The 25,888-nt window shown below is 66.0% G+C and carries 17 protein-coding genes; 4 read left to right on the top strand and 13 right to left on the bottom strand.

The window, feature by feature from the left end; translation table 11 throughout:
- Positions 1 to 22: 22 nt before the first annotated feature.
- Positions 23 to 1,441, bottom strand: coding sequence for an efflux RND transporter periplasmic adaptor subunit (locus tag QM712_RS07880; RefSeq protein ID WP_415022507.1), 1,419 nt, complete (start codon positions 1,439 to 1,441; stop codon positions 23 to 25).
- Positions 1,431 to 2,882: an efflux transporter outer membrane subunit gene (locus tag QM712_RS07875; protein ID WP_415022506.1), complete on the bottom strand. Its 1,452-nt coding sequence runs from the start codon at positions 2,880 to 2,882 to the stop codon at positions 1,431 to 1,433. The genes QM712_RS07880 and QM712_RS07875 overlap by 11 nt, the downstream gene beginning before the upstream one ends.
- 572 nt (positions 2,883 to 3,454) lie before the next feature.
- Between QM712_RS07875 and QM712_RS07870 the strand changes: the two genes are divergently transcribed.
- Together QM712_RS07870 and QM712_RS07865 are read left to right on the top strand one after the other, a co-directional pair.
- Positions 3,455 to 4,684, top strand: a complete 1,230-nt coding sequence (locus QM712_RS07870; protein ID WP_415022505.1) for a class I SAM-dependent methyltransferase — start codon at positions 3,455 to 3,457, stop codon at positions 4,682 to 4,684.
- A gap of 83 nt (positions 4,685 to 4,767) precedes the next feature.
- Positions 4,768 to 5,802 (top strand): cysteine synthase A, encoded by a 1,035-nt coding sequence (locus tag QM712_RS07865; RefSeq protein ID WP_415022504.1) that lies wholly within the window; start codon positions 4,768 to 4,770, stop codon positions 5,800 to 5,802.
- Between the two features lie 30 nt (positions 5,803 to 5,832).
- Here QM712_RS07865 and QM712_RS07860 read toward each other — a convergent pair whose 3' ends face one another.
- The 5 genes from QM712_RS07860 to QM712_RS07840 form a co-directional block, all read right to left on the bottom strand.
- Complete coding sequence (locus QM712_RS07860; RefSeq protein WP_415022503.1) at positions 5,833 to 6,369, bottom strand: DUF805 domain-containing protein; 537 nt, start codon at positions 6,367 to 6,369, stop codon at positions 5,833 to 5,835.
- A 138-nt stretch (positions 6,370 to 6,507) separates the two neighbouring features.
- Positions 6,508 to 7,248 (bottom strand): amino acid ABC transporter ATP-binding protein, encoded by a 741-nt coding sequence (locus tag QM712_RS07855; protein ID WP_415022502.1) that lies wholly within the window; start codon positions 7,246 to 7,248, stop codon positions 6,508 to 6,510.
- A gap of 11 nt (positions 7,249 to 7,259) precedes the next feature.
- Entirely contained in the window at positions 7,260 to 8,780 is a 1,521-nt protein-coding gene (locus tag QM712_RS07850; RefSeq protein WP_415022501.1) for an amino acid ABC transporter permease, read from the bottom strand.
- Positions 8,777 to 9,982 carry an amino acid ABC transporter permease gene (locus QM712_RS07845; RefSeq protein WP_415022500.1) on the bottom strand — a complete coding sequence of 402 codons (1,206 nt, stop codon included), beginning with the start codon at positions 9,980 to 9,982 and terminating at the stop codon, positions 8,777 to 8,779. Before QM712_RS07845 ends, QM712_RS07850 begins: the two co-directional genes overlap by 4 nt.
- A 26-nt stretch (positions 9,983 to 10,008) precedes the next feature.
- On the bottom strand, positions 10,009 to 11,025 hold the full coding sequence (locus QM712_RS07840) for an amino acid ABC transporter substrate-binding protein (protein WP_415022499.1): 1,017 nt from the start codon (positions 11,023 to 11,025) through the stop codon (positions 10,009 to 10,011).
- 380 nt (positions 11,026 to 11,405) lie between these two features.
- Here QM712_RS07840 and metC point away from each other — a divergent pair, with 380 nt between their 5' ends.
- Positions 11,406 to 12,590, top strand: coding sequence for a cystathionine beta-lyase (metC, locus tag QM712_RS07835; protein WP_415022498.1), 1,185 nt, complete (start codon positions 11,406 to 11,408; stop codon positions 12,588 to 12,590).
- Positions 12,591 to 12,723: 133 nt separating this feature from the next.
- A complete protein-coding gene (locus tag QM712_RS07830; RefSeq protein ID WP_415022497.1) occupies positions 12,724 to 14,415 on the top strand; it encodes a Na/Pi cotransporter family protein in 1,692 nt (563 codons plus the stop codon).
- 3 nt (positions 14,416 to 14,418) lie between these two features.
- On the opposite strand, the gene QM712_RS07825 is transcribed toward QM712_RS07830, so the two are convergent.
- The 6 genes from QM712_RS07825 to QM712_RS07800 all read right to left on the bottom strand — a co-directional run bounded on the left by QM712_RS07825 (position 14,419) and on the right by QM712_RS07800 (position 25,590).
- Entirely contained in the window at positions 14,419 to 14,757 is a 339-nt protein-coding gene (locus QM712_RS07825; RefSeq protein ID WP_415022496.1) for a lipid-A-disaccharide synthase N-terminal domain-containing protein, read from the bottom strand.
- Positions 14,754 to 15,488 (bottom strand): glycosyltransferase family 2 protein, encoded by a 735-nt coding sequence (locus QM712_RS07820; RefSeq protein ID WP_415022495.1) that lies wholly within the window; start codon positions 15,486 to 15,488, stop codon positions 14,754 to 14,756. Before QM712_RS07820 ends, QM712_RS07825 begins: the two co-directional genes overlap by 4 nt.
- Positions 15,489 to 15,550: 62 nt before the next feature.
- On the bottom strand, positions 15,551 to 16,393 hold the full coding sequence (locus QM712_RS07815) for a phosphatase PAP2 family protein (RefSeq protein ID WP_415022494.1): 843 nt from the start codon (positions 16,391 to 16,393) through the stop codon (positions 15,551 to 15,553).
- Between the two features lies 1 nt (position 16,394).
- The gene (locus QM712_RS07810) at positions 16,395 to 18,137 is read right to left on the bottom strand and encodes an ArnT family glycosyltransferase (protein ID WP_415022493.1); all 1,743 of its coding nucleotides are present in this window, start codon (positions 18,135 to 18,137) and stop codon (positions 16,395 to 16,397) included.
- A 50-nt stretch (positions 18,138 to 18,187) separates the two neighbouring features.
- On the bottom strand, positions 18,188 to 20,203 hold the full coding sequence (pbpC, locus tag QM712_RS07805; protein WP_415022568.1) for a penicillin-binding protein 1C: 2,016 nt from the start codon (positions 20,201 to 20,203) through the stop codon (positions 18,188 to 18,190).
- Positions 20,204 to 20,385: 182 nt separating this feature from the next.
- Complete coding sequence (locus QM712_RS07800; protein ID WP_415022492.1) at positions 20,386 to 25,590, bottom strand: alpha-2-macroglobulin family protein; 5,205 nt, start codon at positions 25,588 to 25,590, stop codon at positions 20,386 to 20,388.
- Positions 25,591 to 25,888 lie beyond the last annotated feature (298 nt).

Here is a 25,888-nt window from a genome sequence, read left to right as displayed (position 1 = left end):
GCTCAAGCGGCTGTTGTCGGGATCATGGCTGCTTCGCTCCACTCCCCGGTGAATCAGCCCCCTGCGCCGGTGCCGGTCCGGTCTGGCCCTTCTGGTCGCCCTCGCCATTCATTCGCTTGGCGCGGCGTTCCTGCCAGTCCTTCGCTCCGTCCTTCGACTGGCCGTCCTTCTGGTCCTTGGCCTGGCCGCCCTTGCCGTCGCTGCCCTGCGGTCCGCGCGAGCGCTTGCGCGGCGCCAGATCGGCCGACGGCGTCTGGCTGTCGTGGCCGACGACCACCTTGGATCCGTCGGACAGATTGGCGAAGCCCGTGGTGACGACCCGATCATTCGGCGACAGGCCGCTCGCGATCACCGCGTCGTGCTCGTTCTGTTGCGTCACCGTGACGGGCTTGGCCGAGACGATATCGCCTTCGCCGATGACGTAGCTGAACGTCCCGACCGGTCCGCGCTGCACGGCCGATGTCGGCACCACGATCGCCTGCACCAGCGTATCGACCTTGAGACGGACATTGACGAATTGGCCAGGCCAAAGCTGGTAATGCGCGTTGGGGAACTCGGCCTTGAGCTTGAGCGTGCCGGTGGTCTGGTCGACCTGATTGTCGATGCCGGTCAGCTTGCCGGTGTCGATCACGGTGACGCCGTCATTGCCGAACACGTCCACCGCCAGTGCGCCCTTGGCGGCGGCGGCATTGACGCGTGTGATCTGCTGCTGCGGGAGGCTGAACCACACCGCGATCGGCTGCAATTGCGTGATCACCACGAGGCCGGTGGTGTCCGAGGCGTGGATGATGTTGCCCTGATCGACCTGACGCAAGCCGACTCGGCCCGAGATCGGCGCCACGATCTTGGTATAGCTCAGCGTCGCCGCCGCATTGTCGATTGCGGCCTGGTCGGCCTTGACCAGAGCCTCGGTCTGCGCGACGAGCGCGCGCTGGGTGTCGGCCTGCTGCTTGGAGCCCGCGTTGGAAGCCGCAAGCTGCTCGTAGCGCACGAGGTCGAGCCGCTGGTTGGCCAGTTGCGCCTGGTCCTGCGCCTTCTTGGCCACGGCCTGGTCGTACTGCGCCTGATAGATCGCGGGATCGATTTCGCCGAGGACATCGTCCTTCTTGACGTCCTGGCCTTCGGTGAAATTCACTGCGATCAGCTTGCCGTCGACCTGAGAGCGGACCGTAACCGTATTGAGCGCGCGGATCGCGCCGACGCCGTCCAGATAGACCGGGACGTCCTGAATGCGCGGGGTCGCCGCCAGCACCGGTACCGGCAGGTCGGGCCGCTGGTTGCGGCCGTTCGCCTGCTGCTGCTGATGCGTCGCGGTCCAGCCGACATAGCCGAGGCCGCCCAGGATCGCGAGCGTGACCAGGGTCATGACGAAGCCGCGGCCGCGCGATTTTTTCGCGGTCCCGGTCTTCGCGTCATCCTTCGTATCCGGCTTAAAGAGCATTGACCGGTTTCTCCATTCGCGGCTCCCAGCCCCCACCGAGCGCCTGATACAGGCTGACGATGGCGAGAAGCCGTGCCAATTGGGCCTGCGACAGCGTGTCTTGCGCCTGGAACAGCGTCAGTTGCGTGTTGAGGACCGTCACGATGTCGGCCGTGCCGGCGCGCAATTGCTGCTCGGCAAGGTCGAAAGCGCGCCGCGAGGCGGCAACGACATCGCGCTGCAATTGCAGCTTGATTGTGGTCTGCTTGATCGAGAACAGCGCGTTGTCGACGTCGGAAAAGGACTGCACGATGGTCTTGCGATAGGTCTGCAGCAACTCGTCCTGCCGCGCCTTGGCGTATTCGAAATTGCCGAGGATCTTGCCGCCGTCGAAGATCGGCTGGGTGGCGCTGCCGACGAGCTGGAAGAACGCCGCATGCGGCTGGAACAGAGATACCAGCGCCGCGCTCTGATAGCCGCCATTGCCGGTGAGCTGGATGCTCGGGAAGAACTGAGCCCTTGCGTTGCCGATATTCGCGGTGGCCGAGGCGAGCTGCGCCTCCTGCCTGCGAATATCCGGCCGCTGGGTCAGCAGTTCCGACGGCAGGCCCGGCGTCACGCGCGGGATCGCGATCCGGTTCAGCGAACCGCCGAGGACGCGAACGCTCTCCGGCGGCCGCGACACCAGCACGGCCAGCGCGTTGACGTTCTGATCGAGCGTCTGCCGCAGCGGCGGCACCAGCGCCTTCTGGTTCGCCAGCACGCTCTCCTGCTGGGCGACGTCGAGATCGGTCCCGGTGCCGGCCTTGCGGCGTTCGCGGATGGCATCGAGGATGCGCTGCGCGCTCGCGATGTTGCTCTGGGCCGTGCGCAGGCGGTCCTGCGAGGCCAGTACCTGAAAATACGCGTTGGCGACGCCGGCCAGCGTCGTCAAAACCACGACGTCCCGATCGAAGCGGTTGGCGTTGGCGGTCTCTTCCGCCGTCTGCAGCGCGTCGCGGTTCTGGCCCCAGAAGTCGAGCTGGTAGCTCGCGCTCAGCGAGGACGAATAGTTGACGACCTCACGGCCACCGTTGGTGAGTCCGGAGGACGACGAGCCCGAGGTGCGCGAGTAGGTCTCCGAGCCGCTGCCCGACAGGCTCGGCAGCAGCGCCGCGCCTGCCTGCCGTGCCTGGGCGTCGGCCTGGACGATGCGCGCCACGGCGGCAGCGATGTCGAGGTTGACGGTGTGCGCCTCTTCCATCAACTGCGTCAGCTCGGCGGAGCGGAAGCCGCGCCACCAATCCAGCGTGGGCGGCGCATCCGGCTTGCCGGCATATTTGTACTGGGCAGGGACGTCGAGCGCGGGATCCGGGAGGTCCTGCGTCAGCACGCAGGCGCCCGAACTCGCCGCAAGGCAAAGCACGGCAAACCAGCGCGCCGTACGCAGCGTCCGGAAAGCAGAGCCAAGAGGCCGCCACATGGCGACCGCCGGAACGTCCTGTGTCACATCCACCCCCTGCCGGGCAGATCGCGCCGCCACTGCGATGCGGGATTACCCGATTCGCGGCGGAACGTTTGGCAGGCTCTGGGCAACTCGTTCACGGCGGTGATGCTTTCTGCGGAACCGGAAATCCATCCTAGCCGGGCGTGGAACCGCGGGACAGTCCCGCACCCGCCCGGCGCGCATCCTCTAGCGTCGATCTCGGGCTCGAAAAATACAAAATAGTCCTGTCTTGCAAGGGTTTTCCGTGTTCCCTCCTGCGGCCGGAAGCCTCGCAAGCTTACCAAGATTTCATGTGATATTGCCGCCACAGCGGCGCGAGAGCCACCACCTCGTGTGGCTTCTCCACGGCCATCAGCGGCGTCCGGGCCCGCGGGCGTCAAATGTTGCGAGGGTCGCCGCGATGAAACCCGCTTGGCGGCCGGTGAAACCCGCGCATATAGTATCTGCCGCTGACCATTGGTGGGGCGCGCTTGGGTCCAGCGATCGAGACGGGATGGGCGCGCCGTGCCCATGGTCGGACTGTATCCGTTCAAGTGATGGATCCGACGATGCCCAACGCCATCCCTGTCACGCCCGAGAACGTGGAGACGGTGCTCGCTGACCTGCCGCGGGTGGTCCGCCTCGCGCTCGCATTCGGCTCGCGGTTGCGGCGCGGCACGCTGGACGTCATCCTGCCCGACGGCCGCCTGATCCGGCTCGGCGGCCAGGAGCCGGGCCCGAATGCGGTGATGCGGCTGCACAATTTCGGCTTCGCCTCGCGCCTGATCAATGGCGGCGACATCGGCATCGCGGAAGCCTATCTCGCGGGCGATTGGGATACGCCCGACCTCACGCAATTCCTCTATCTGTTCTGCGTCAACCACGACCTGATCCAGGCCATGCTGCGCGACAAGCCGCTGATCCGGCTCGCGCAGGTGGTCCGGCACTGGTTCAATCGCAACACCCGCCGTCAGGCCCGGCGGAACATCCACGCCCATTACGACATCGGCAACGCCTTCTATTCGGCCTGGCTCGATCCCAGCATGACCTACTCCTCGGCCCTGTTCGAGGAGAGCACCAGCGACCTGACGGCGGCGCAGACCAACAAATACCGCCGGCTCGCGGAGGCACTCGACCTGAGACCGGGGCAGAAGCTGCTCGAGATCGGTTGCGGCTGGGGCGGCTTCGCCGAGTTTGCCGCCAAGACCTTCGGCACCCGTGTGGTCGGACTGACGATCTCGACCGAGCAACGCGATTTCGCGCGCAAGCGCATCCACGAGGCGGGCCTTGCCGAGCAGGTGGAAATCCGTCTGCAGGACTATCGCGACGAGCGCGACCGCTACGACCGGATCGCCTCGATCGAGATGATCGAAGCCGTCGGGGAGCAGTTCTGGCCGAGATATTTCGCGCAGCTCCGAGACCGGTTGCTGCCGGGCGGCCTCGCCGGCATCCAGGCCATCACGATCCAGGACAAGCTGTTTCAAAGCTACCGGCGCGAGGTCGATTTCATCCAGCGCTACGTGTTTCCCGGGGGGATGCTGCCTTCGCCGGCCGTTCTCAAGTCGCTCGGGGACAGCTTCGGCGTCCCCGTCATTCGCGAGCGGATCTTCGGGGAAGACTACGCCAAGACGCTTGCCACCTGGCGGAGCAACTTCCGCGCCGCATGGCCGAATCTCGTGCCGCTCGGCTTCGACGACCGGTTCCGGCGCCTGTGGGAATACTACCTCTCCTATTGCGAGGCGGGATTCCTGTCCGGCAACATCGACGTCCGGCAGGTCATCTTCGCAAAGCAGCAATAAGAGTTTGCGGGGTCGGCTTGTCTGGCAGGCAGCCCTCCTTTAGGGTCGCCCGCGATTGCGAAACCGACCGGTAAGTCCCTGACATGACCATTCGAAATGACGTTGTCGAAGCCATCGGCAACACCCTGCTGATCAAGCTCGAGCGCGCCTCCGAGGCGACCGGCTGCACCATTCTCGGCAAGGCCGAGTTCATGAATCCCGGCCAGTCCGTCAAGGACCGTGCCGGGAAATGGATGATCCTCGAGGCGGAGAAGCGCGGAGAGCTCAGGCCCGGCGGGCTCGTGGTGGAGGCGACCGCCGGCAACACCGGCATCGGACTTGCCGTCGTGGCGAGCGCTCGCGGCTACCGGACGCTGATCGTGATCCCGGAAACGCAGAGCCAGGAGAAGAAGGACTTCCTGAAGCTGTGCGGCGCCGAGCTGATCGAGGTGCCGGCCCTGCCCTACGCCAACCCCAACAACTATCAGCATGTCGGCCGCCGGCTGGCCGACGAATTGCGCAAGACCGAGCCCAATGGCGTGCTGTTCGCCGATCAGTGGAACAACCTCGACAACGCCAAGGCGCACTATGAATCCACGGGCCCCGAGATATGGGAGCAGACGGGCGGCAAGGTCGACGGTTTCGTCTGCTCGGTCGGCAGCGGGGGCACGCTCGCGGGCACCAGCCGCTATCTGAAGGACAAGAACAAGAACGTCCGCATCGCCTGCGCCGATCCGCACGGTGCCGGCATGTACGAATATTTCCGGACCGGCGAAGCCAAGGCGACGCCCGGCGGCTCCATCACCGAAGGCATCGGTCTCAATCGGGCGACCGCGATCGTCGAGACCGCGAAGGTCGACGATGCCTATCTCATTCCCGATGCCGAAGCCGTCAACGTGATCTACGAGCTGCTCCAGCACGAAGGCCTATGCCTCGGCGGCTCGACCGGCGTCAACATCGCCGGCGCCATGCGCCTCGCGAAGCAGCTCGGACCGGGCAAGACCATCGTCACCGTGCTCTGCGATTCCGGCAGCCGCTATCAGTCCAAGCTGTTCAATGCGGACTTCATGCGCGCCAAGAATCTCCCGGTGCCCGAGTGGCTGGAGAAGCGCAGCAACATCAAGCCGCCGTTCGTCTAGGGCGGCAGCATCGGGCGACCGTCATGCCGCTCAGCTCGCGGCCGTCCAGGTCGGACGCGGCGCGCCCTGGGAAATGCGCGCAAGGCGTTGGTTCGAGAGCGAGGGGCCGGGGCCGGAACGTGACCGGCCGGAAATGCTGCCGGAGCCCTCGCTGTCGAGGCTCGGCCAGAACAGAAGCGCAAGCATCAGCACGAGACTGACCGACGCGCCGACCCAGGTGCCCTGGTGCTCCTGGCCGACCGTCCAGGCTGGAAAGCGGGGCGCGATGACGTGATCGACGAGCGACAGCGCAATCCACGCCGGGATCACGCAGACGGGATCCCACCCGATGTCGCGGATACGCATCGATTGCAGCATGAAGGTCGCAAGGCCGAACAGAGCTATTGCGGCGAGCGTCGCCCAGCTTTTCATGAGATCTTCCGCCCGGATCTGGCTGGCACCATTCCGCAATACGACCATCGCGATGGCGAAGCAGATCGCGGTCATCACCATCGCCAGCGCGACCGACGCCAGGAAATACTGCAAGCGACCCAGACGGGCGTTGAGGCCGAACACGAAACCAAGCATAGGCGCGCTCCTTTGAGGCTACCTGCGCAGAAAGAGCTTTCCGGCGCGTGAAGCAGGCAAAGGTCGCGTGCGGCATGGTTTTCCGATCGCCGCAAAGACGTCTAAACTTTTACGCTTCTGGCACGCGTAGGCGGAGGATTACCGCAGGATCTGGCTCAGGAAGAGTTTCGAGCGCGCATGCTGCGGATTGGCGAAGAACTCGCCGGGCGTGTTGGACTCGATGATCTGGCCGGCGTCCATGAACACCACGCGATTGGCGACCTCCCGCGCAAAGCCCATCTCGTGCGTAACGACCAGCATGGTCATGCCCTCCCGCGCGAGGTCGACCATGGTGTCGAGCACCTCCTTGACCATTTCGGGGTCGAGTGCCGAGGTCGGCTCGTCGAACAGCATGACCTTCGGATTCATCGTCAGCGCGCGCGCGATCGCGACGCGCTGCTGCTGGCCGCCGGACATCTGCCCCGGAAACTTGTTGGCCTGATGCGGAATCTTGACCCGCTCCAGGAATTTCATGGCGGTCGCCTCGGCATCCTTCTTGGGGATGTTGCGCACCCAGATCGGCGCCAGCGTGCAATTGTCCAGCACCGTCAGATGCGGGAACAGGTTGAAGCTCTGGAACACCATGCCGACCTCGCGGCGCACCGCGTCGACGTGCTTGAGGTTCGGGCCCAGCGCGATGCCGTCGACGACGATCTGTCCCTCCTGGAATTCCTCCAGCGCGTTGATGCAGCGTATCAGCGTCGACTTGCCCGAGCCCGAGGGGCCGCAGATCACGATGCGCTCGCCCTTCTCGACCTCGAGGTCGATGTCGCGCAGCACGTGAAACTCGCCGTACCATTTGTTGAGGCCGGAAATACTGACGATTGAATTATCGGACATGGTGAGCTCGATCAGTTGCGACGGTGGGCGTTGAGACGTTTCTCGACGAAAAGCGAGTAGCGCGACATTCCAAAGCAGAAGATGAAGTAGATGATCCCGGCGAAAGCGAAGCCGGTGAACAGCGTCGACGGCGTCGACCATTTCGGATCCGCGAACGAGGCGCGCAGCGACCCCAGCAGGTCGAACAGCGCCACGATCGAGACCAGCGACGTATCCTTGAACAGCGAGATGAAGCTGTTGACGAGGTTCGGGATCACGTGCCGCAGCGCCTGCGGCAGCACGATCAGCGACGTCGTCTTCCACCAAGACAGTCCGAGCGCCGCCGCCGCCTCGCCCTGCCCGCGCGGGATCGCGGCGAGTCCGCCGCGGACATTCTCGGCCTGATAGGCGCCCGTGAACAGCGCGATGCCGATCAGGGCACGCATGAGACCGTCGACGGTGAAATTGCCGGGCAGGAACAGCGGCAGCATGTAGGTGGCGAAGAACAGAACGGTGATCAGCGGTACGCCGCGCCAGAACTCGATGAACGCGATCGAGAATATCCGGATCAGCGGAATGGTGGAGCGGCGCCCAAGCGCCAGCGCGATGCCGATCGGCAACGAGGTGACGATGCCGGTCACGGAGACCACGAGCGTCACCAGCAGACCACCCCAGAGCCGCGTCTGCACGACGGGGAGTCCGCCGTGGTCGAGCCCCATCAGTTTGATCACGACCGCGATCGCCGCGAACGTGGCGATGCTCGACGCCAGCGTGCGCCAGCCGGCGCGCAGGCCGCCGGTCAGTCCGAAAGCGATCAGGGAGACGACGACAGCCGTGATAGCGAAGTCGGTCCAGAGCGACTGGCCCGTCTCCCGCAACTGATCGCGCAGCCAGGTCAGCGGGAAGATCAGCCAGTGGATCGCGGTGCCGACCAGCACGATGACGTGGCCGACCACCCACAACAGCGGCGCGATTGCCGAGGTCTTGCTGAGGCCGATCAGGATCTGTCCGGCCTCCATGAGGCTGTCGTCGAACAATTGCAGCAGGCTTGCCGTCCAGCTCAGGCCGAAGCCGGTGATGCCGCCGCCATACAGCAGGAAAAAGGCGACCGCCGGGAAGGCGAAGAAGAACAGGCCGGCATTCAGTCCCTTCGCCGGCAGGCGCGGAATCAACAGCGGCAGCAGGAGAGCGGCGGCAAGCCCGAGCGTGAGATTGACCCGCCAGCGTTCAGCCTCGGGATAGAAGCCGTAGATCAGCTGCGGAAGCTTCGCCTGGATGTAGGGCCAGCAGGCGCCGACGGCAAAACCGGCGTTCTCCGTCAGGCACGCCGCCCTGTCCTTGCCGGTCCAGACCGCATCGACCATCAGGAATTTGACGGACGGAACGATCGTGAACCACAGCAGCGACGCGCTCACGATGGTGAGCAGGATGTTGGTCGGCGAATTGAGCAGGCGCGTCCGGACGAGCCCGATGAAGCCCGTGGTCTTCACCGGCGCGGGACGCTCCGAGAGCAGGTCCTGACGGACGAAGCCGGATGAGGCGATGTCGGTCATGCGCCAAGGCTCCGGCTGACGCGCCAACCGTACAGGCTCATGACGGCACTGGTGACGAACGAGATCAGGAGATAGACGCCCATCGTCATCGCGATGATCTCAATCGCCTGTCCGGTCTGGCTCAGCGACGTTCCGGCGAACACGGATACGAGGTCGGGGTAGCCGATCGCCACCGCCAGCGACGAGTTCTTGGTGAGGTTGAGATACTGGTTGGTCAGCGGCGGAACGATCACGCGCATCGCCTGCGGCAGCACGATGAGCCGCAGCGTAGTGCCCCGGCTGAGGCCAAGTGACGATCCCGCTTCCATCTGGCCCTTGTGGACGGACAGGATGCCGGCGCGCACGATCTCGGCGATGAAGGCGGCGGTATAGGTCGACAGCGCCACCGTCAGCGCCACGAATTCGGGAATGACCCGCGAGCCGCCCGCGAAATTGAAGCCCTTGAGCTGCGGCATCTCGAAGGTGAAGGGCACGCCGAACACCAGGATGGTCAGGAGCGGCAGCGCGATCAGCAGGCTCACCACGTAGGGCCAGATACGGATCATCCGCCCTTCGACGAACAGTGCGCGCCGCGCGCGGAAGCGGAGCGCGAGCGAGGCGACGATGCCGAAGGCCAGCACCGCCAGGAACGGCTCGAGGCCGCCCTCCCCGATTGGACGCGGAATGACCAGTCCGCGATTGCTGATGAAGGCGATGCCGAGCAGCGAGATGCTCTGGCGTGGATTCGGCAATGCTGCGAGCACCGCGAGATACCAGAACAGGATCTGGAACAGCAGCGGCAGGTTGCGGATGATCTCGACATAGATCTCGCCGACGCGCGCCAGCAGCCAATTGGGCGAAAGCCGGCAGAGCGCGACGATGAAGCCGATCACGGTGGCGAAGACGATGCCGACCACCGAGACCACGATCGTGTTCAGAAGCCCGACCACGAACACGCGCAGGAACGTGTCCGAGCCGGTGTAGGAAATCAGCGTCTGGTTGACGTCGAAGCCCGCATTGTTCCTGAGAAAGCCGAAGCCGGCGGCGATGTGCTGGTTTTCGAGATTGGCCCGGGCGTTGGAGATGATCTCGTAACCGATCCATCCCAGGATCGCCGCGAAGGCGAACTGGACGGCGACGCCGTTCCAGCCGGCCTGGCCACCCAGGACGCGCCTGATCTTCAGCGCGATTTGGGCTGGCGGTTTACGGGCCTCAGTGCTCATCGCCGCGAGCCGCGGATCAGGCGTGATCAGCGGATCGGCGGCGCGTACTGCAGACCTCCCTTGTTCCAGAGATTGTTGAGGCCGCGGCTGATGGCGAGCGGCGAGCCCGAGCCGACGTTGCGGTCGAACACCTCGCCGTAATTGCCCACGGCCTTCACGATCCGGATCACCCAATCCTTGGTCAGGCCGAGTTGCTCACCGAAATTGCCGTCGGTGCCGAGCACGCGCTTCAGCTCCGGATTCTCCATTTTCGCCTTCTCGTCGACGTTCTTCGAGGTCACGCCGAGCTCCTCGGCTGTGACCATGGCGAACAGGGTCCATTTCACGATGTCGAACCATTGGTCGTCACCGTGGCGCACCATCGGCCCGAGCGGCTCCTTCGAGATGATTTCGGGGAGCACCATGTGATCGGCGGGATTGGCGAGCTTCAAACGGTTGGCATAGAGCCCCGACTGGTCCGTGGTGAAGACGTCGCAGCGTCCGGCCTCGTAGGCCTTGACCGTTTCGTCGTTGGTGCCGAACGCGATCACCTCATACTTCATGTTGTTGGCCTTGAAGTAGTCGGCGAGATTCTGCTCGGTCGTGGTGCCGGTCTGCACGCAGACCGAGGCGCTGTTGAGTTCGAGGGCGGAATTCACCTTGAGCGACTTCTTCACCATGAAGCCCTGCCCGTCATAGTAAGTCACGCCGGTGAAATTGGCGCCGAGCGAGGTGTCGCGCGAGATGGTCCAGGTGGTGTTGCGCGAGAGCACGTCGATTTCGCCGGACTGCAGCGCGGTGAAGCGATCCTTGGCAGAGGTCGGCACGAACTTGACCTTGGTCGGGTCGTTGAAGACGGCAGCGGCGATCGCGCGGCAGACGTCGACGTCGAGCCCGGTCCAGTTGCCCTTGTCGTCGGGTGAGGAGAAGCCCGGCAGGCCCTGGCTGACGCCGCAGGACAGCACGCCGCGGTCCTTGACCGTCTTGAGCGTTTGCGCATCCGCAGCGTGGACGGTCAGGCCGGTGGCGACAGCGAGAGTGAGAGCCAAGGTTACGCGTTTCATGGGCTTTGGGCCTTTCAAGGTCGTCTCAAGGTCAGGAAGGTTGTCTCAGGATCGTCTCTGCCAGGGTTGCCCTTGCAAGAGTCATGCTGGGAAACTTTGCCGAACACCCGCCCATCCTGGGAGGCCATACCTTAATCCCCGCCGCAGGCGCCGGCCGTTGTGGCTTTGGCGCGTGGTCCGGTCAGACGATGGATCGAAGGTCGCGGCAGGCCCCTCAACATGCGGCGACTGAATAGCACCTGCGCATCACAGAACGACTGGCGAGCCGGGTCAAGGGGTTGACGGGACTCTTCTGTGTTCTGTTATTAACGCTCGTGGCCTCCCGCCGGCCCGCTGGCGCCGTGCGCGTCCAGCGGAAACGCGCTTTTGAAAGCAGACGCATGGACTCCTCGCACCCCCTGCAACAGCACGCCGATACCCGGCTGGTGACCTCCGGCCGCGACACCAAGGCGCAGAAGGGGTTCGTCAATCCACCGGTGGTCCACGGTTCGACCGTGCTCTATCCGACCGCCGAGGACCTGCATGCCCACCGCGGCGAGTTCCAGTACGGCCGCCACGGCACGCCCACCACCCGGGCGCTCCAGGACACGCTGATCGCCCTGGAGGGACCGCAATGCGCCGGCGTTGGCATTGCACCATCGGGGCTCGCGGCGATCTCCACCTCCCTGCTCGCGGTGTTGAAGGCCGGCGACCACCTGCTGGTCTGCGACAACGTCTATCGACCCACGCGCAATTTCTGCAACGGCCTGCTCGCCCGCTACGGGGTCGAGACCAGCTATTTCGATCCGCTGATCGGCGCAGGGATCGCGACGCTGTTCAAGCCCAATACCCGCGCTGTGCTGATCGAGGCACCGGGCTCGCAATCCTTCGAGATGCCCGACATCCGCGCCATCGCCGAAGTCGCGCATGCGCGTGACGCGCTGGTGATCGACGACAACACCTGGGCGACGCCGCTCTATCGCCGCTCGCTCGAGCAAGGCGTCGACATCAGCATGCAGGCCGCCACCAAATATATCGGCGGCCATTCCGACATCATGTTCGGCACGATCTCGGCCAACGCGAAGGCTTGGCCGCAGATCGCCGAAGGCATCCGCCTGCTCGGCGTCTGCGCCGGCCCCGACGACGTCTTCCTCGCGCTGCGCGGCCTGCGCACGCTCTCGGTGCGCCTCGCACAGCATCATCGTTCCGGGCTCGACATGGCGCGCTGGCTCGCCGCCAGACCCGAGGTCGCGCGCGTGCTGCATCCCGGGCTCGAGACCGATCCGGGCCATGCGATCTGGAAGCGCGACTTCACCGGCGCATCCGGCCTTTTCAGCATCGTCCTGAAGCCGGCGCCGCAAAAGGCGGTCGACACCATGCTCGATACGCTCAAGCTGTTCGGGATGGGCTTCTCCTGGGGCGGCTTCGAGAGCCTCGTGATCCCCTTCGATTGCGATGCCTATCGCACAGCGACCAAGTGGTCGCCCGGCGGCCCGACGCTGCGACTGCATATCGGGCTCGAAAATGTCGACGACCTCAAGGCCGATCTCGATCGCGGCTTCGCTGCCCTCAAGGCGGCAATGTGAGCCTGCTCACAAGGCATCGCGCCCGCGGAACGCGCAGGCACGGCACGCGTTAACGCCGATGCGCCAATCAGGGGTTTGATCCGCCGGAGATTGGCGCTAGCCTCATCAATCGACTCTAGTCCGGATACGGAGCATGGGAACGTTGGTTCTGCTCGATCTGATGGGCGGCGTTGCGCTGCTGCTGTGGGGCCTGCACATGGTCCACAGCGGAATCCTGCGCGCGTTCGGCCCCGACCTGCGGCGCCTGCTCGGCAAGGCGCTGAGCAATCGCTTCAGCGCCTTCGCCGCCGGTCTCGGGCTCACGGCGCTGCTCCAGAGCAGCACGGCCACCGCGCTGATCACGAGTTCCTTTGCCGCCGAGGGTCTGGTCAGCCTCGCCGCCGCGCTCGCCATCATGCTCGGCGCCAATGTCGGCACGACGCTGATCGTTCAGGTTCTGTCGTTCAACATCGCTGCGGTCGCACCGGTCCTGTTCGTGCTCGGTCTCGTCGCCTTCCGCGCCGGCCCGCGCTCACGGATCAAGGACATCGGCCGCGTCTGCATCGGCCTTGGCCTGATGCTACTGTCGCTGCACATCCTGCTCGACACCCTGGCGCCGGCGGAGAGCGCGCCCGGCGTTCGCGTCATGATGTCGGCGATCACGGGCGATCCGGTCCTGTGCATCGTCATTGCCGCTCTGATCACCTGGGCCGTGCATTCGAGCGTCGCCAGCGTGCTCCTGATCATGTCGCTGGCCTATTCGCAGTTCATCACGCCCTATGCGGCGCTGGCGCTGGTGCTCGGCGCCAATCTCGGCAGCGCCATCAATCCCGTGTTCGAGGGAGCCAGGCGTGACAATGCTGCGAGCTACCGCCTGCCGGTCGGCAACCTCGTCAATCGCCTGGTCGGGATTGCGCTGGTCCTGCCGTTCCTGAATGTGATCGCCGGGCACATGCACGCCTGGCAGCCCGATCTCGCCAGGATGACGGCTGCCTTCCACATCGCCTTCAACGTCGGCACCGCCGTGATCTTCATCGGTCTGCTCGACACCATGTCGCGCCTGTTGACCCGCTTCCTGCCGGATCGCGTGCAGGAGACCGATCCGGCTCGTCCGCGTTATCTCGACGAGACAGCTCTGGAAACTCCGTCGCTGGCGCTGGCCGATGCCTCGCGCGAGACCTTGCGCATGGGCGATCTCGTCGAAGTCATGCTGCGCAAGGTCATGGCGGCGATGATGACGGGCGACCGAACGCTGGTCGACGAGGTCTCGAAGACGGACAACATCGTCGACAGTCTCGACGAGGCGATCAAGCTCTACGTCACCAAGCTGACGCGCGGCAGCCTGGACGAGAGCGAGGGCCGGAGGGCGATGGAGATCATCTCCTTCGCGATCAACCTCGAGCATATCGGCGACATCATCGACAAGAATCTGAGTGAGCTTGCGACCAAGAAGATCAAGCGGCGCTTCCAGTTCTCGGCCGAGGGTGCCGAGGAGCTCGCAGCGTTCCACAAACGCACGATGGATTCGCTGCGCATCGCCTTCGGCGTGTTCATGTCCGGCGACGCCAGCGAGGCACGCAAGCTGCTGGTGGAGAAGACCGCGTTGAGAAACACCGAGCTTGCCGCCGTGGAGCGTCATCTCGATCGCCTGCGCGAGGGCCGTCCCGAGACCATCGAGACCACGTCCCTGCATCTGGACGTGCTGCGCGACCTGCGCCGCATCCATTCGCACATCTGCTCGGTCGCCTATCCGGTGCTGGATGCGGCCGGCGAGCCCTATCGCAGGACCGAGGCGGACTCGGCTGCCCTGCCCGCCTCCGGCGCTGCGTCGGCCCTGCCGCGCTAGCGATCAGCGATTGAGCGTCTTCGACGCGCTGCCGCGGTTCTTCCAGATCAGCATGATGTTGCGGACATAGATGACCGTCGCCAGCGCCTGGCCGAGGATGATCACGGGCTCGCGCTTCACGACGCCGTAGACCAGGGTCATCATGCCTCCGCCCATCGAGCAGAACCAGAACGCCATGGGCACCACGCTGTTGCCGGCGCGCTCGCTCGCGATCCACTGCACCAGGAAACGCGCCGTGAAGAACAGCTGCGCGACCAGGCCGAACGCGAGCCAGAAATCGAACTTGGCGACGAAGACGTCGTAGAAATAGTTGCTCAGCGCCTGACCGTATTGGATGATCATGCCTTCACCTCAGTCACATCTGGTGTCGGCTTCTTGCGGCGGATCAGCCACCACACGCCGGCGAGATCCATGATCCCGATCCATAGCCGGTCGAAGAAGCCGTAGTTCGACACGCCGGAACGGCGCGGCCGGTCGATGACGTCGACATAGGCGATCGCGTAGCCCTCGCGGCGGACGAGCGCCGGCAGGAAGCGATGGAGCCCGTCGAAATAGGGCATCATCAGGAATACGTCGCGCCGGAACGCCTTCAACCCGCAACCGGTGTCGCGCGTTCCGTCCTTCAGGATCGCGTTGCGCACGCCGTTCGCGACGCGCGACTGGAATTTCTTGAAGCCGGTGTCCTTGCGCCCCACCCGCTGACCGGCGGCAAGCCCGACGCGTTCATCCTTTTCCACCGCGGCGATCAGGTCCGGCAGGAAGGCGGGATTGTTCTGGCCGTCGCCGTCCAGCGTCGCCACGATCACGCCCTGCGCCGCACGCACGCCGCTCCGTACCGCCGCGGACTGGCCGGTCGATTTCGCGTGGCGGAGCTGACGCAGATTGTCCCGCTGCGCCATGATCGCTTCGAGCCGCTCGCCGGTCGCATCCGTCGAGCCGTCGTTGACATAGATGATCTCGTAGGGCCAGCGGCCGTCGAGCGCCGCCGTGATCTCCTCGATCAGGGGCGCAATGTTGTCGGCTTCGTTGCGCACAGGAACAACGATGGAAACCGAAGGCTGGGACGACGACAAATCGGAAGCTCGTGGTTGGAATTGGCTGCCGCGGGAACCGGAGGTGCGACAAGCAGCCGCTTTTATGGGGCGGTCGCTCCGTGGGCAACCCTTTTGAGGCGTCCCGCGGACGGTCCCGGAAGGGCCAGGATGGTGCCGTCGGCGAGAATGGCAAAGCCGAGCCGGCGTGCGGCGAACCAGTAGCGGACGGCCATCGCCCCGACCGTGCCGACCATGGCGCCCGCCACCACGTCGCTCGGGTGGTGTGCCAGCAGCACCAGCCTCGTCAGCAGGATGATGATCGCATAGGTGAACATGAACACGCGCAGGCGCGGCCACAGTGCGGAGACGGCGAAAGCCAGGGCGAACGCGGTCACCGCATGTCCGGACGGGAGACTGGCATGGGCCGCCGTGCCCTCGAACGGCACGAAATTGAACGGGTCGGCCTTGCCGCCGACGAACGGACGCCCGCGGCCGATGAGATATTTGAGGATCTCGGCGGCGAACACCGGCACGGCAACCGACAGAAACATGAACTGCAGCCGGGTGCCGAAACCGAGCAGCAATGCGCGGCGGGTGCCGTGCACCCCTGCCGCAACGAGCGCCACGACGACCAGCGCAATCCCAAGCAGCGAGAGAACATTCTCGTCCTTGCCGAAATCCGTGAGGATGCGGATCGGCCACAGACTCGCCGTGCCGCGTGCCGGCATCAACTGGATTTCGGTCCGATCAAAGGCGACCATGAGTACGATGACCAGGGCCGCACCTGCCGCACTGAGCCAGAGCGAGTGCCGAGCCAGCCGCCGCCCGGCCTCGGCACGGCGCGAATGCGAGGGCGCCCGGACCAGTTGCGTCAGCGAGCGCGCCGCTATGGCGAACAATTGCACGGGATAGCTTGCGCGTGCGGTGCTGACGGAGCCCGGCATCTTACTCGGTGCCCTCCGAACGGAAGATCGAGATCGAGATCGCGCGTCCCTGCGAGAAATTATAGCCGTCGATGCGGGTGCCGACCTTGTAGCGAAGTCCGATCGCTTCGGCGCGCTGCGCGAAGCTGCGCTCCGAACGCTGCTCGATCAACGCGAAGCGGCAGCTTCCCTGCCGGAGGAAATCCGCCGCCCCCGAACCGTCGGTGAGCAGCGTCTGGGTGCCCGTCAGGAAGACGAGGCTCGGCTCGTGGTAACCCGCAGCCGCCGCTTTCGGCCCGACGCAGGTGACGTTGCGCAGGGCGCGGGCGACCTCGATGCTCGGAAACAGCGGCGTCAGCGACGGCAGCACGATGCCGTAGACCGTCACCGCCAGCATCAGGGCCGCCACCAGCGCGTTGAGCAGAGAGCGCTCGGCGCGATTGTTGTCGTAGAGCCACCAGGCGAACAATCCGAAGATCAGCGCAGCCGCGATGAACGGCCAGGCGGCGAAGGCAGGCTGTCGCGTCAGCATGACCGCGCCGACCACGGCGAGGATCGAACCCGCCGCGGGGATCGCGAACCACCAGGCAGAGCCGCGCATCAGCCAGGAGCGCGACAGCACGTTTCGCTCCAGCGCGCCGACGGTGAGGATCGCGATCGCCGGATAGAGCGGCAACACGTAATGCGGCAGCTTGGTCAGCACCGCCTCGAACACGATCCAGGAGGGGATCAGCCAGGCCAGCAGAAACTGGGCGCCGGGCTCCCGCCGCGCGCGCCAGACGGCGGGCGCCGCCATCGCCGCAAGCGGAGCGCCCGGCCAGAAGGTGATCCAGAACAGCGCCAGGTAGAGTCCGGGTGGCGCGCCGTGCGATTCCTGGGCGCCGATCTTGCTCAGCATGTCGCCGCCGACGGAATCGGCGAAGAAGGCGTCGCCCGCCCGCCAGAAGATCGCGATGAACCAGGGCAGCACCAGCACCAGCATCCACATCAGGCCCCAGAGCGGGCGCAGACGCCACAGCCAGGAGGCATCGCGGTCCTGGATCGCGAGCACGACCACGGTCAGGGCCGCGAACATCAGGATCAGCGGGCCCTTGATCAGGATGCCGACCGCGAGCGCGGTCCAGAAGATCGCCGGCCAGCTCCACGGCGGATGCGTCTCGTCCTCGCCGCGCTGCCAGGACAAATAGGCGCGCGCCATCGCGCCCATCGCGGAGACGACCGTGAGCAGCAGCATCGCGTCGGTCTTCGCGAGCCGTGCCTCGACGCCGAGCAGCACCGAGGCGCACATCATCAGCGCGGCGAGCACCGCGGCGCGGCGCGTCACGAAGCCGAGCGCCGCCCAATACGTCATGAGGACCGCGCCGGTCGCGCCGATCAGCGACGGCAGCCGGTAGACCCAGATGCGCAGTTCGGCCTTCGGCAGCCTGAGCGCCGAAGCGGCTTCAACCGCGGCGGATTGCAACCAGTAGATGCCGACGGGCTTCTTGTAACGGACGTCCTCCTGGAAGCGGATGTCGACATAATCGCCGCTCTCGACCATCTGTTTGGTCGCCTGCGCAAAGCGTGCCTCGTCGCGGTCGACCGGGGGAATGGTGAAGAATCCCGGCAGGAAGAGCAGCAGCGCGCATAGCACCAGGAAGGCGACCGCGCGGGCATGGCTGGCCGTGACGACGTCGAGCATGCGCACGAGCCCGCGGCCCGGATTCACGGGCGATTTCGGCTCACGCGGTGCTCCAAAACGAGGCGGTGGATAGGTCTCGGCCATTGGTTCCGCTTACGCTGAAACCGCCATCGCCACAACCGCTTAAGGCGGGGTCATTGAATTCGAATGACGACTGTGTCCGCGGCGCCCGTAGCGTCGATCACGGTCAGGCGGGCAAAGCCCGGACCGGGCGGATCGATCAGGCGCTGGCGACGGCCGTCGATCTCGCCGAGGGCCGTGCCATTGACCATGACGGTCATCGGGAGCACGCCGCCGGCAACCTTCACGGGCATGGCCGCGGCGTCCGGCCCGCCCGAGCGATTGACGTCGATTCGGCAGCCGTTCAGCGGGAACTGGATGTGCAAGGCCTGCTCGCCCCCGGCGCGCACAAGATCCCCGACGGGGCGGAACCGCTTGAGCGGCAACGGCAACTTCGCATTGCTGGCGACCAGGGTTCCTTTCGGCGGCTTTGGTAGCGGAGCGAGCGTCTTGCCGGTCCGGGCGAAGGCGTCGAACAAGATGGGCGCGGCGGCGACACGGCCGATCAGGCCGGGAACCGGCGCGCCATCGGGCCGACCGACCCAGACCCCGATCGTCATGCGGCCGTCGAACCCGACCGACCAGGCGTCGCGATAGCCGTAGGAGGTGCCGGTCTTGAAGGCGATCCGGTTGTGGACGGCGTTCTCCGGCGGCGGCGTGCCCAGCAGCACATTTCCGACCTGCCAGGCCGCCACCGGATCGAGGAGCCGTAGCGGCTCGCGATCGTCATTGCCGACCATGACCTCACGCAGTGGTCGCGTCGTGCCGAGGCGGGCGAAACCCGTGTAGAGCTGGACGAGGTCCTGCAGCGTGACGCCGACGCCGCCGAGGCCCATGGCAAGTCCCGGCGCCTCGTCCTTCGGCAACACCAGATTGCCGCCGGCCTGCCGCAGCCGTGACGACAGCCGGCTCGCGCCGACGCGGTCGAGCAGCACGATCGCCGGGACGTTCAGCGACAATTGCAGCGCCTTCTTCACCGGCACCGTGCCCTGGAACGTCATGTCGAAATTCTCGGGCGCGTAGGAGCCGAAGCGGACCGGCCTGTCCTCGATCAGGCTCTCGGGGTGAACGAAGCCGTCCTCGAAGGCGAGCCCGTAGATGAACGGCTTCAAGGTCGATCCCGGCGATCGAATCGCGCGGGTCATGTCGACCTGCCCTGCCCGGGTCTCGTCGAAATAATCGGCCGAGCCGACGCGGGCGAGCACGTCGCCGCTCTCATTGTCGACCACGATGATGCCGACCGAGATGTTCGGCCCGAGCGCGATGGCACGGTCGCGCGCCAGCGGCTCCAGCATCTTCTGGAGATTGGCATCCAGCGTCAGCTTGATGACCGGCGCATCCTTGACGGTCGCAAGCGCTGTGTCAGAGGCGTGCGGCGCCAGGATCGGCATCGGCTTGCGCAGCTTCGGCACGGGCACGGCCTTGGCCTGCCTTGCGTCGTCGGCGCCGACCACATGCTCCTCGACCATGCGATCCAGCACGCGGTCGCGTGCCTTGCGTGCGGCCTCGGGATAGCGATCGAGCCGGCGCGTTTCCGGCGATTGCGGCAGCGCCACCAGCAGCGCCGCTTCAGCCAGCGACAGCCGCTTGGGCTCCTTGCCGAAATAGGCGATCGAGGCGGCCCGGATGCCTTCGAGATTGCCGCCATAGGGAGCCAGCGCGAGATAGAGATCGAGAATCTCGGCCTTGCTGAGGGCTCGCTCCAGCTCGATTGCGCGCACGATCTGGTGCAGCTTTGCATGCAGCGAGCGTTGACGCCGCGGCTCCATCAACCGCGCCAGCTGCATGCTGATGGTCGAGCCGCCGGACACGATGTGGCCGCGCGTCGCGAGCTGCAGCGCGGCGCGGCCGAGCGCCAGCGGATCGATGCCGCCATGCGCGTGGAAGCGCCGGTCCTCGTAGGCGAGCAGCAGCTTCAGATAGGCCGGATCGACATTGGCCTTCGCATCCACCGGCAGCCGCCAGCGCCCGTCCGCCATCGCATAGGCGCGCAGCAGCTTGCCGTTGCGGTCGACGACCGTGGTGGAGACCCGGCGCGCCTCGTCGAGCGGCAGCGGGCCGAGGGAGTAGACCCAGCCGACGAAGGTCATGATGGCGAGGATCAGCGCGAGTGCGGCGACGGAGACGACGCGAAGGCCGATGCCCCTTGCGTCTCTGCCGTCATTCCGGGGCGGCTCGAACAGCCGAGCCCGGCATCTCGAGCTTCCGGGTTCGGTGCTTTGCACCGCCCCGGAATGACCGGCAAATTGGTCCGCCCCACTCATGTCCTGGCTCACTTCGCCGCCTGTACCTCGACGGTGCCCGTTCCTGTCCGGCCATAGCGCGAGGGATTGTACATGTCCTCGACATAGGCCTGAGGCAGCACGTACTTGCCGGGCGAGACCGCGCGCACGACGTAGGCGACGGTGAACACCGACTTGGAGTCCGAGGCACGGTCGAGTGCCGCAGTGAAGCGGTCGTCGCGGAACTCGGTATTCTCCGGCTCCTCGCCGTCCTCGATCCAGTCCAGCGTACCGCTGTCACCCGACGACACCAGATGCGGATTGTCGATCTCGAGACCGGCCGGGAGATAGTCGGACACCATGATGTGGCCGTACTCGGGCTTGGCCTCGGTGATCTTCAGCACCACCGCAAAACGGTCGTTCTGCTTGACTTTGCTGATGTTGGCGGGTTTGCCGTCGAGCGTGAAGTAGCTGCGCTCGATCTTGAAGCCCGCCGAAGCGGCCGGCTCGGGCGTGACAGGCGAGCCCGACACCGAAACCACCGCCTGCACCGGCGCGTCGCCGGTGTTGGTGATCTTCAGCGGCTTGCCCTCCAGCGTCGCGGCCTTGTAGCTGCGATAGAGCGCGGTCTTGACCGGCTGGCCGTCAACCTCGATCGAGAGGTTCTCCTTCGCCAGCGCACGCGCCGCCAGCACCAGCCACGCGTTCTCCTGCGTGGACGTGTAGGGCGTGAGCCCGCGCGCGGTCTCGACCCGCGACACGGCCTGCGTCAGCGTCGCCTTCGGCGCGTTGCCTTCGCTGGCGAGCGAAACCAGCGCCGCGGCATCGCGAAGCTGCGAGCCGTAGTCGGTACGGCCGAATTCCAGCACCGGCTTCGGCGCCAACGAATCCAGTGCCGCGCCGTAGACCCGTTCCGCGCGGTTGCGGTCGCCGACCAGTGCCAGCGCCGCCGCAAGCTGCGACTTCGCAATCGGCGTCGCGAGGTTGGAGAGCTTGGTGTCGGCGAGATAGCGGAGGTCTCCGATCGGCGCCGCACCATTGCGGGCGAGCACGTAGAGGCCATAGGCGAGATCGCGGCCTCCGTCCTTTTCGGGCTCGTTGGCGTTGACCACGGCGTTGCGGATGCGGTCGAGCGCGCTCTTGAACAGCACGTCCGGCACCACGAAGCCCTTTTCGCGGGCACGGGTCAGGAAGTCCGTCACATAGGCATCGAGCCACGCGTCGTCGCCGCCTGCCGACCACAGGCCGAACGAACCGTTCGAGCCCTGGCGCGCCAGCAACCGCTCGATCGCGTCGCGGATGCGCTGGTCGACCTCGGTGTCCATCGCGAGATGCTCGCCGGCCGCCAGGTCGTTGACATAGAGCAGCGGCATCGCACGGCTGGTGATCTGCTCCGAACAGCCGTAGGGATAGCGGTCCAGCGCCTTGAGGATCGTGGCCGCGTCGAGCGCAGTCGACAGGCTGGCCGAGACCGAGACGCTGCCGGTGCCCGGCACCAGATCGGAGAACATGTCCGATGTCAGCGTCAGGCTTTCGCCCTTGGCCAGCGTGCGGATCGAACGGCGCGCCAGCACCTGCGCCGCCGCCTTGACGTCGAGCGCATAGTGGCGCGCGAGGGCAAGCCCGTTCGGTCCCTTGATGTCGACGTCGAGCGTTGCCGGTCCCGCCGCCGTCGCGTCGAGCGCGAGCGACAGCGAATTGCGCTGCTTGGCGGCGAGCCTGACCGTGGTCGCGGAATTGCCGGTCATCTTCACCGGCCCGCCGGTCGCGACGTTGACGACATAGTCGCCGGCCTGCCCTTCGACATTGTCGATCTCGAGATTGACGGTGCCATGGTCGCCGTTGAGCAGGAAGCGCGGCAGCGTCGCGGTCAGGACCACGGGATCGCGGATCACGACATCGGTGTTGGCGCGGCCGAGCTTCGTGGCGGTCCATGCGACAGCCATGACGCGCGCGGTGCCCGCGAACTCGGGGACGTCGAAGCTGACTTCCGCGGTGCCGTCGGCGCCGACCGTGACGATGCCCGAATACAGCGCGAGCGGCTTCTGCGTGGGCGGCGAGCCCTGCAATTCGGCGGCGCCCGCATCGCCACCGGACTTGATCTGTCCGCGCGTGCCCGACATACCGTCGATGAGTTGGCCGTAGAGATCGCGGATCTCCGCGCTCAGGCGGCGTTGGCCGAGGTAGTAGTCGTCCGGCGCCGGCGGCTTGTAATTGGTGAGGTTGAGGATGCCGACATCGACCGCCGCGACCACGACCTTGGCGTCCTCGCCCGGATTGAGCCCGTCGAGCTTGACGGGAATCTTCAGCGCGGCATTCGGCCGGATCAGGTCGGGCGGCGTCAGCTTCACCGCCAGCGTTCGGGCCTGCTTGTCGATGCCGAACCATTTCAGGCCGATCGCCCGGCCCGGCATGCGTTGCGCGGCGGCGTCGAGCGGACGGCGCAGCGTCGCCACCACATAGGCGCCGGTGCCCCAATCCTTGCCGACCGGGAGTTTCACCTGCGCCGTGCCCTCCTTGACGTCGATGGTCTGCGTCGTCAGCAGGCGGTCGCCGAACACGTTGACCGTCAGCTTGCCGGCCGAGCGCACGTTGACCGACACCGTCATGGTGTCGCCGGAGGTGTATTGCGGCTTGTCGATCGAGGTCTCCAGCAGATCCGGCGTGTCGGCGCTGCCGTCCGAGTACCAGCCGACGTCGAACTGGGCGGACGTGACCGGGCCGTCCGCGTCGTTGGACTTCACGTCGAGCCGGTAGCGGCCGGGCTGCGGGTTGAGGGAAATCCGCGACGGCTTGTCCGCGGCGATCGTGACTTCACCGTCGGCAACGCGCGAGGTCGACTTGACCGGCTCGTACTCCCAGTAATTGTTCTGGCGATACCATTGGTAGCGCGACTCCATCTTCAGGAGCTCGTAGCGCAGCCCGTCACGTCGCAGCCTTTCGCCTTCCGGCGAGACGAACACGACGTCGAATTCGGCCTTGTCGCCCTCGGCAACGTTCTTGTCGCCGAACAGCGGCTTGACGCCGATCATGGCGCCCGCAGGCGCGACCGGCAGCACGAGCTTGCGCTCGACCGCGCGGCCGCCCGCCTCGACCATGCGGACGAAGATCTGCGCCTCCTGCGGCCGCGTCGAGGCCGGCTGCTTGTCCAGAGTCACCGGGAAGGTCGCAACGCCGTTGGCGTCGGCCTCGGGCAGGTTCTCCAGCGGAGTCCGCTCGTTCGAGGTGGTTTCCTCGTCCGCGACGCCGAACTGGTAGCCGGCGAAGCCCGGCCGTTCGCTCGCAGGCGCGACCAGCATGTCGCCCTCGAGCTGGAGGCCCGAAGCCGGCGCGCCATAGAGGAAATGACCGTCCGCCTTAAGCTCCACTGGAGCGTTAGCTTTGATCAGCTTGTCCTTGGCGGACAAATCGAATTCGATCCGATCGGGGACGTAGTCCTCGACCATGAAGGTGGTCTCGCCGACCGACGCCCCCTTCGGATCGGTGAAGGCCCGCACCCGCCACGTCCCGGTCGGGACAGCCGAGTTGAGCGGCACTGACAGCGTACGGCCGCCGGCGCCCTGGTCTGGCAGCACGGCGCGGCGGAATTCGACGCCGTCGGGACGCTCGATCACCAGCGTCAGCGGGCCGCCGGCCACGGCATTGCCCTGCCCGTCACGCAGCAGCGCGGTGAGGTAGACGGTCTCGCTGGAGCGATACACGCCGCGCTCGGCATAGACGAAGGCGTCGGCGCCGGCCGGCACGGCACGTCCCGCGACGCCGCGGTCGGACAGATCGAAGGCCGAGGTCTTCAGGCTGAGGAAGGCATAGTCGGCCTTCTCGCCGGTAACCGTGAGCATCGCCGGCGACAGGCCGCCCTCGCCGCGCGCGAGCCCTGCCTCGAACAGCACGTGACCGCTCTCGTCGGTCTTGCGCGTCGCCAGGATCTCGTTGTTGCGCGCGACCAGCCGGACCTCCGCCTTGCCGACCGGATCGGTCGAGGCCAGCGAATTGACGAAGACGTGGATGCCGTCATTGCCGGAATAGGCCGACACGCCGAGATCGGAAACGATGAACCATTGCGTGGCGAGCTGAGAATCGTCGTCCGAGCCCGGGCCCTTCGCCGCGGCGGTCATCACGTAGACGCCGGGCTGGAGCTCGCCCAGCGCCTGATCGACCGGGAATGCCGTGGTGACGTCCTGGTTCAACGTCATCGCGGTCGCGAGCTCGCCGGACCAGACCTTGACGCCGCGCTCGTCGCCGAGGTCCGAGAGCTGGTACCTGGACAGCGTCTTCTGGAAATCGCTGTCGACGACCGTGTTGATCAGGTTGCGGTCGCCGATCCGGAAGACGTTGATGTTGACCGCGGGCGTATTGACGCTGACTACGGGAATGCCGCGCTGGCCGGTCCGCGGCAGCACGTAGGCGCGGCTGGTGAAGCGCACGAACGGCTTGCGGTCGCGCACATAGACGTTGAACTCGGCGGATTTCGGCAGGCCTTCCTTGACCGTCGACGGCAGGCCGGCGCGCAGATTGATGTTGTAGCGCTCACCATGCTTGAGCCCGTCGACGCAGAGCTGCTTGCCCTCGGCCGACAGCGCCGGCTTGTCCTGGCCCGCCAGCGCCAGGAACGGCGCGAAGTCGGTACGCTTGGCCAATTCCTCGGAGAACTGGAAGCAGGCACGCGGGCTCGCTGAATCCGAGTCCACGGTATAGTCGAGCAGCCGGAAACCGTGCTCGTCGCGCATCTTCTCGTATTGACCGCGGACGTCGGCGACCTCGCGCATGTCGAGCGACAGCCGCAGCGCATCCAGCGCCGGCCGCCACAGCTTGCGTTCGGCCAGTGACTTTCCGAGGACCGCGAGCGCGTCCGCCTCCTCGCCCGGATTGCCCGCGCGCATGTATGCGATGTAGGCGGCGGTCGAGGCGCGCTCCAGCAGGAACGTCTGCTCGCTCGAACTCTTCGGCGTGATCTGGAAGATGACCTTGGCGAGGCGCAGCCAGTTGCCGGCATCCTCCGGCGCGGTCGCGGCGATCTGGCCGAGCACCGACAGGCCGGTCCGGACATCATTGCGCCGGAAGGCGGCATCGGCGTCGGTGCGCAGCGTCGCGCCGGTCTTGGCGACCGGTCCCGCCTCGCTTTTGATCTGGGCCTCGAGCTTGATCGCGGAATCAGCGAGGTCGTCGCGCTTGAACGTCTTGTCCGCGGCCTGGGCCGCCGTCAGGCCGAATGCGAGCGTTGCGCAGAGTGTAACGGCGCGGACCAGACCGATCATGAAGGACTCCCGGGATCGCGGGCGAACGCCGCGATGATGATGAAGTGCGCGGAAAGGTGACGGACTCAAGGCGCTGGAACCAGAGGTGCAAAACGTCGCATCCGCCATGACAAGGCAAGCCCAAGGCTGCCCGAACGACCGCCGTATCCGGCAGCCAAGGAAGATTCAAGCAAGACTACAGGGTGGAGCATGCTCCGGACATGACACGGCTTGAAGCCGTGTTGCAAAGCCCGTCGACCGACACCGCCGCTCCGCTTTGTCGTCTCGCGGAGGAAAACGGTTCGGTCCGGTTTGGAGG

Source organism: Bradyrhizobium sp., assembly GCF_047605465.1.
GTDB lineage: Bacteria > Pseudomonadota > Alphaproteobacteria > Rhizobiales > Xanthobacteraceae > Bradyrhizobium.
This window is presented reverse-complemented; position numbering and strand designations above follow the sequence as displayed.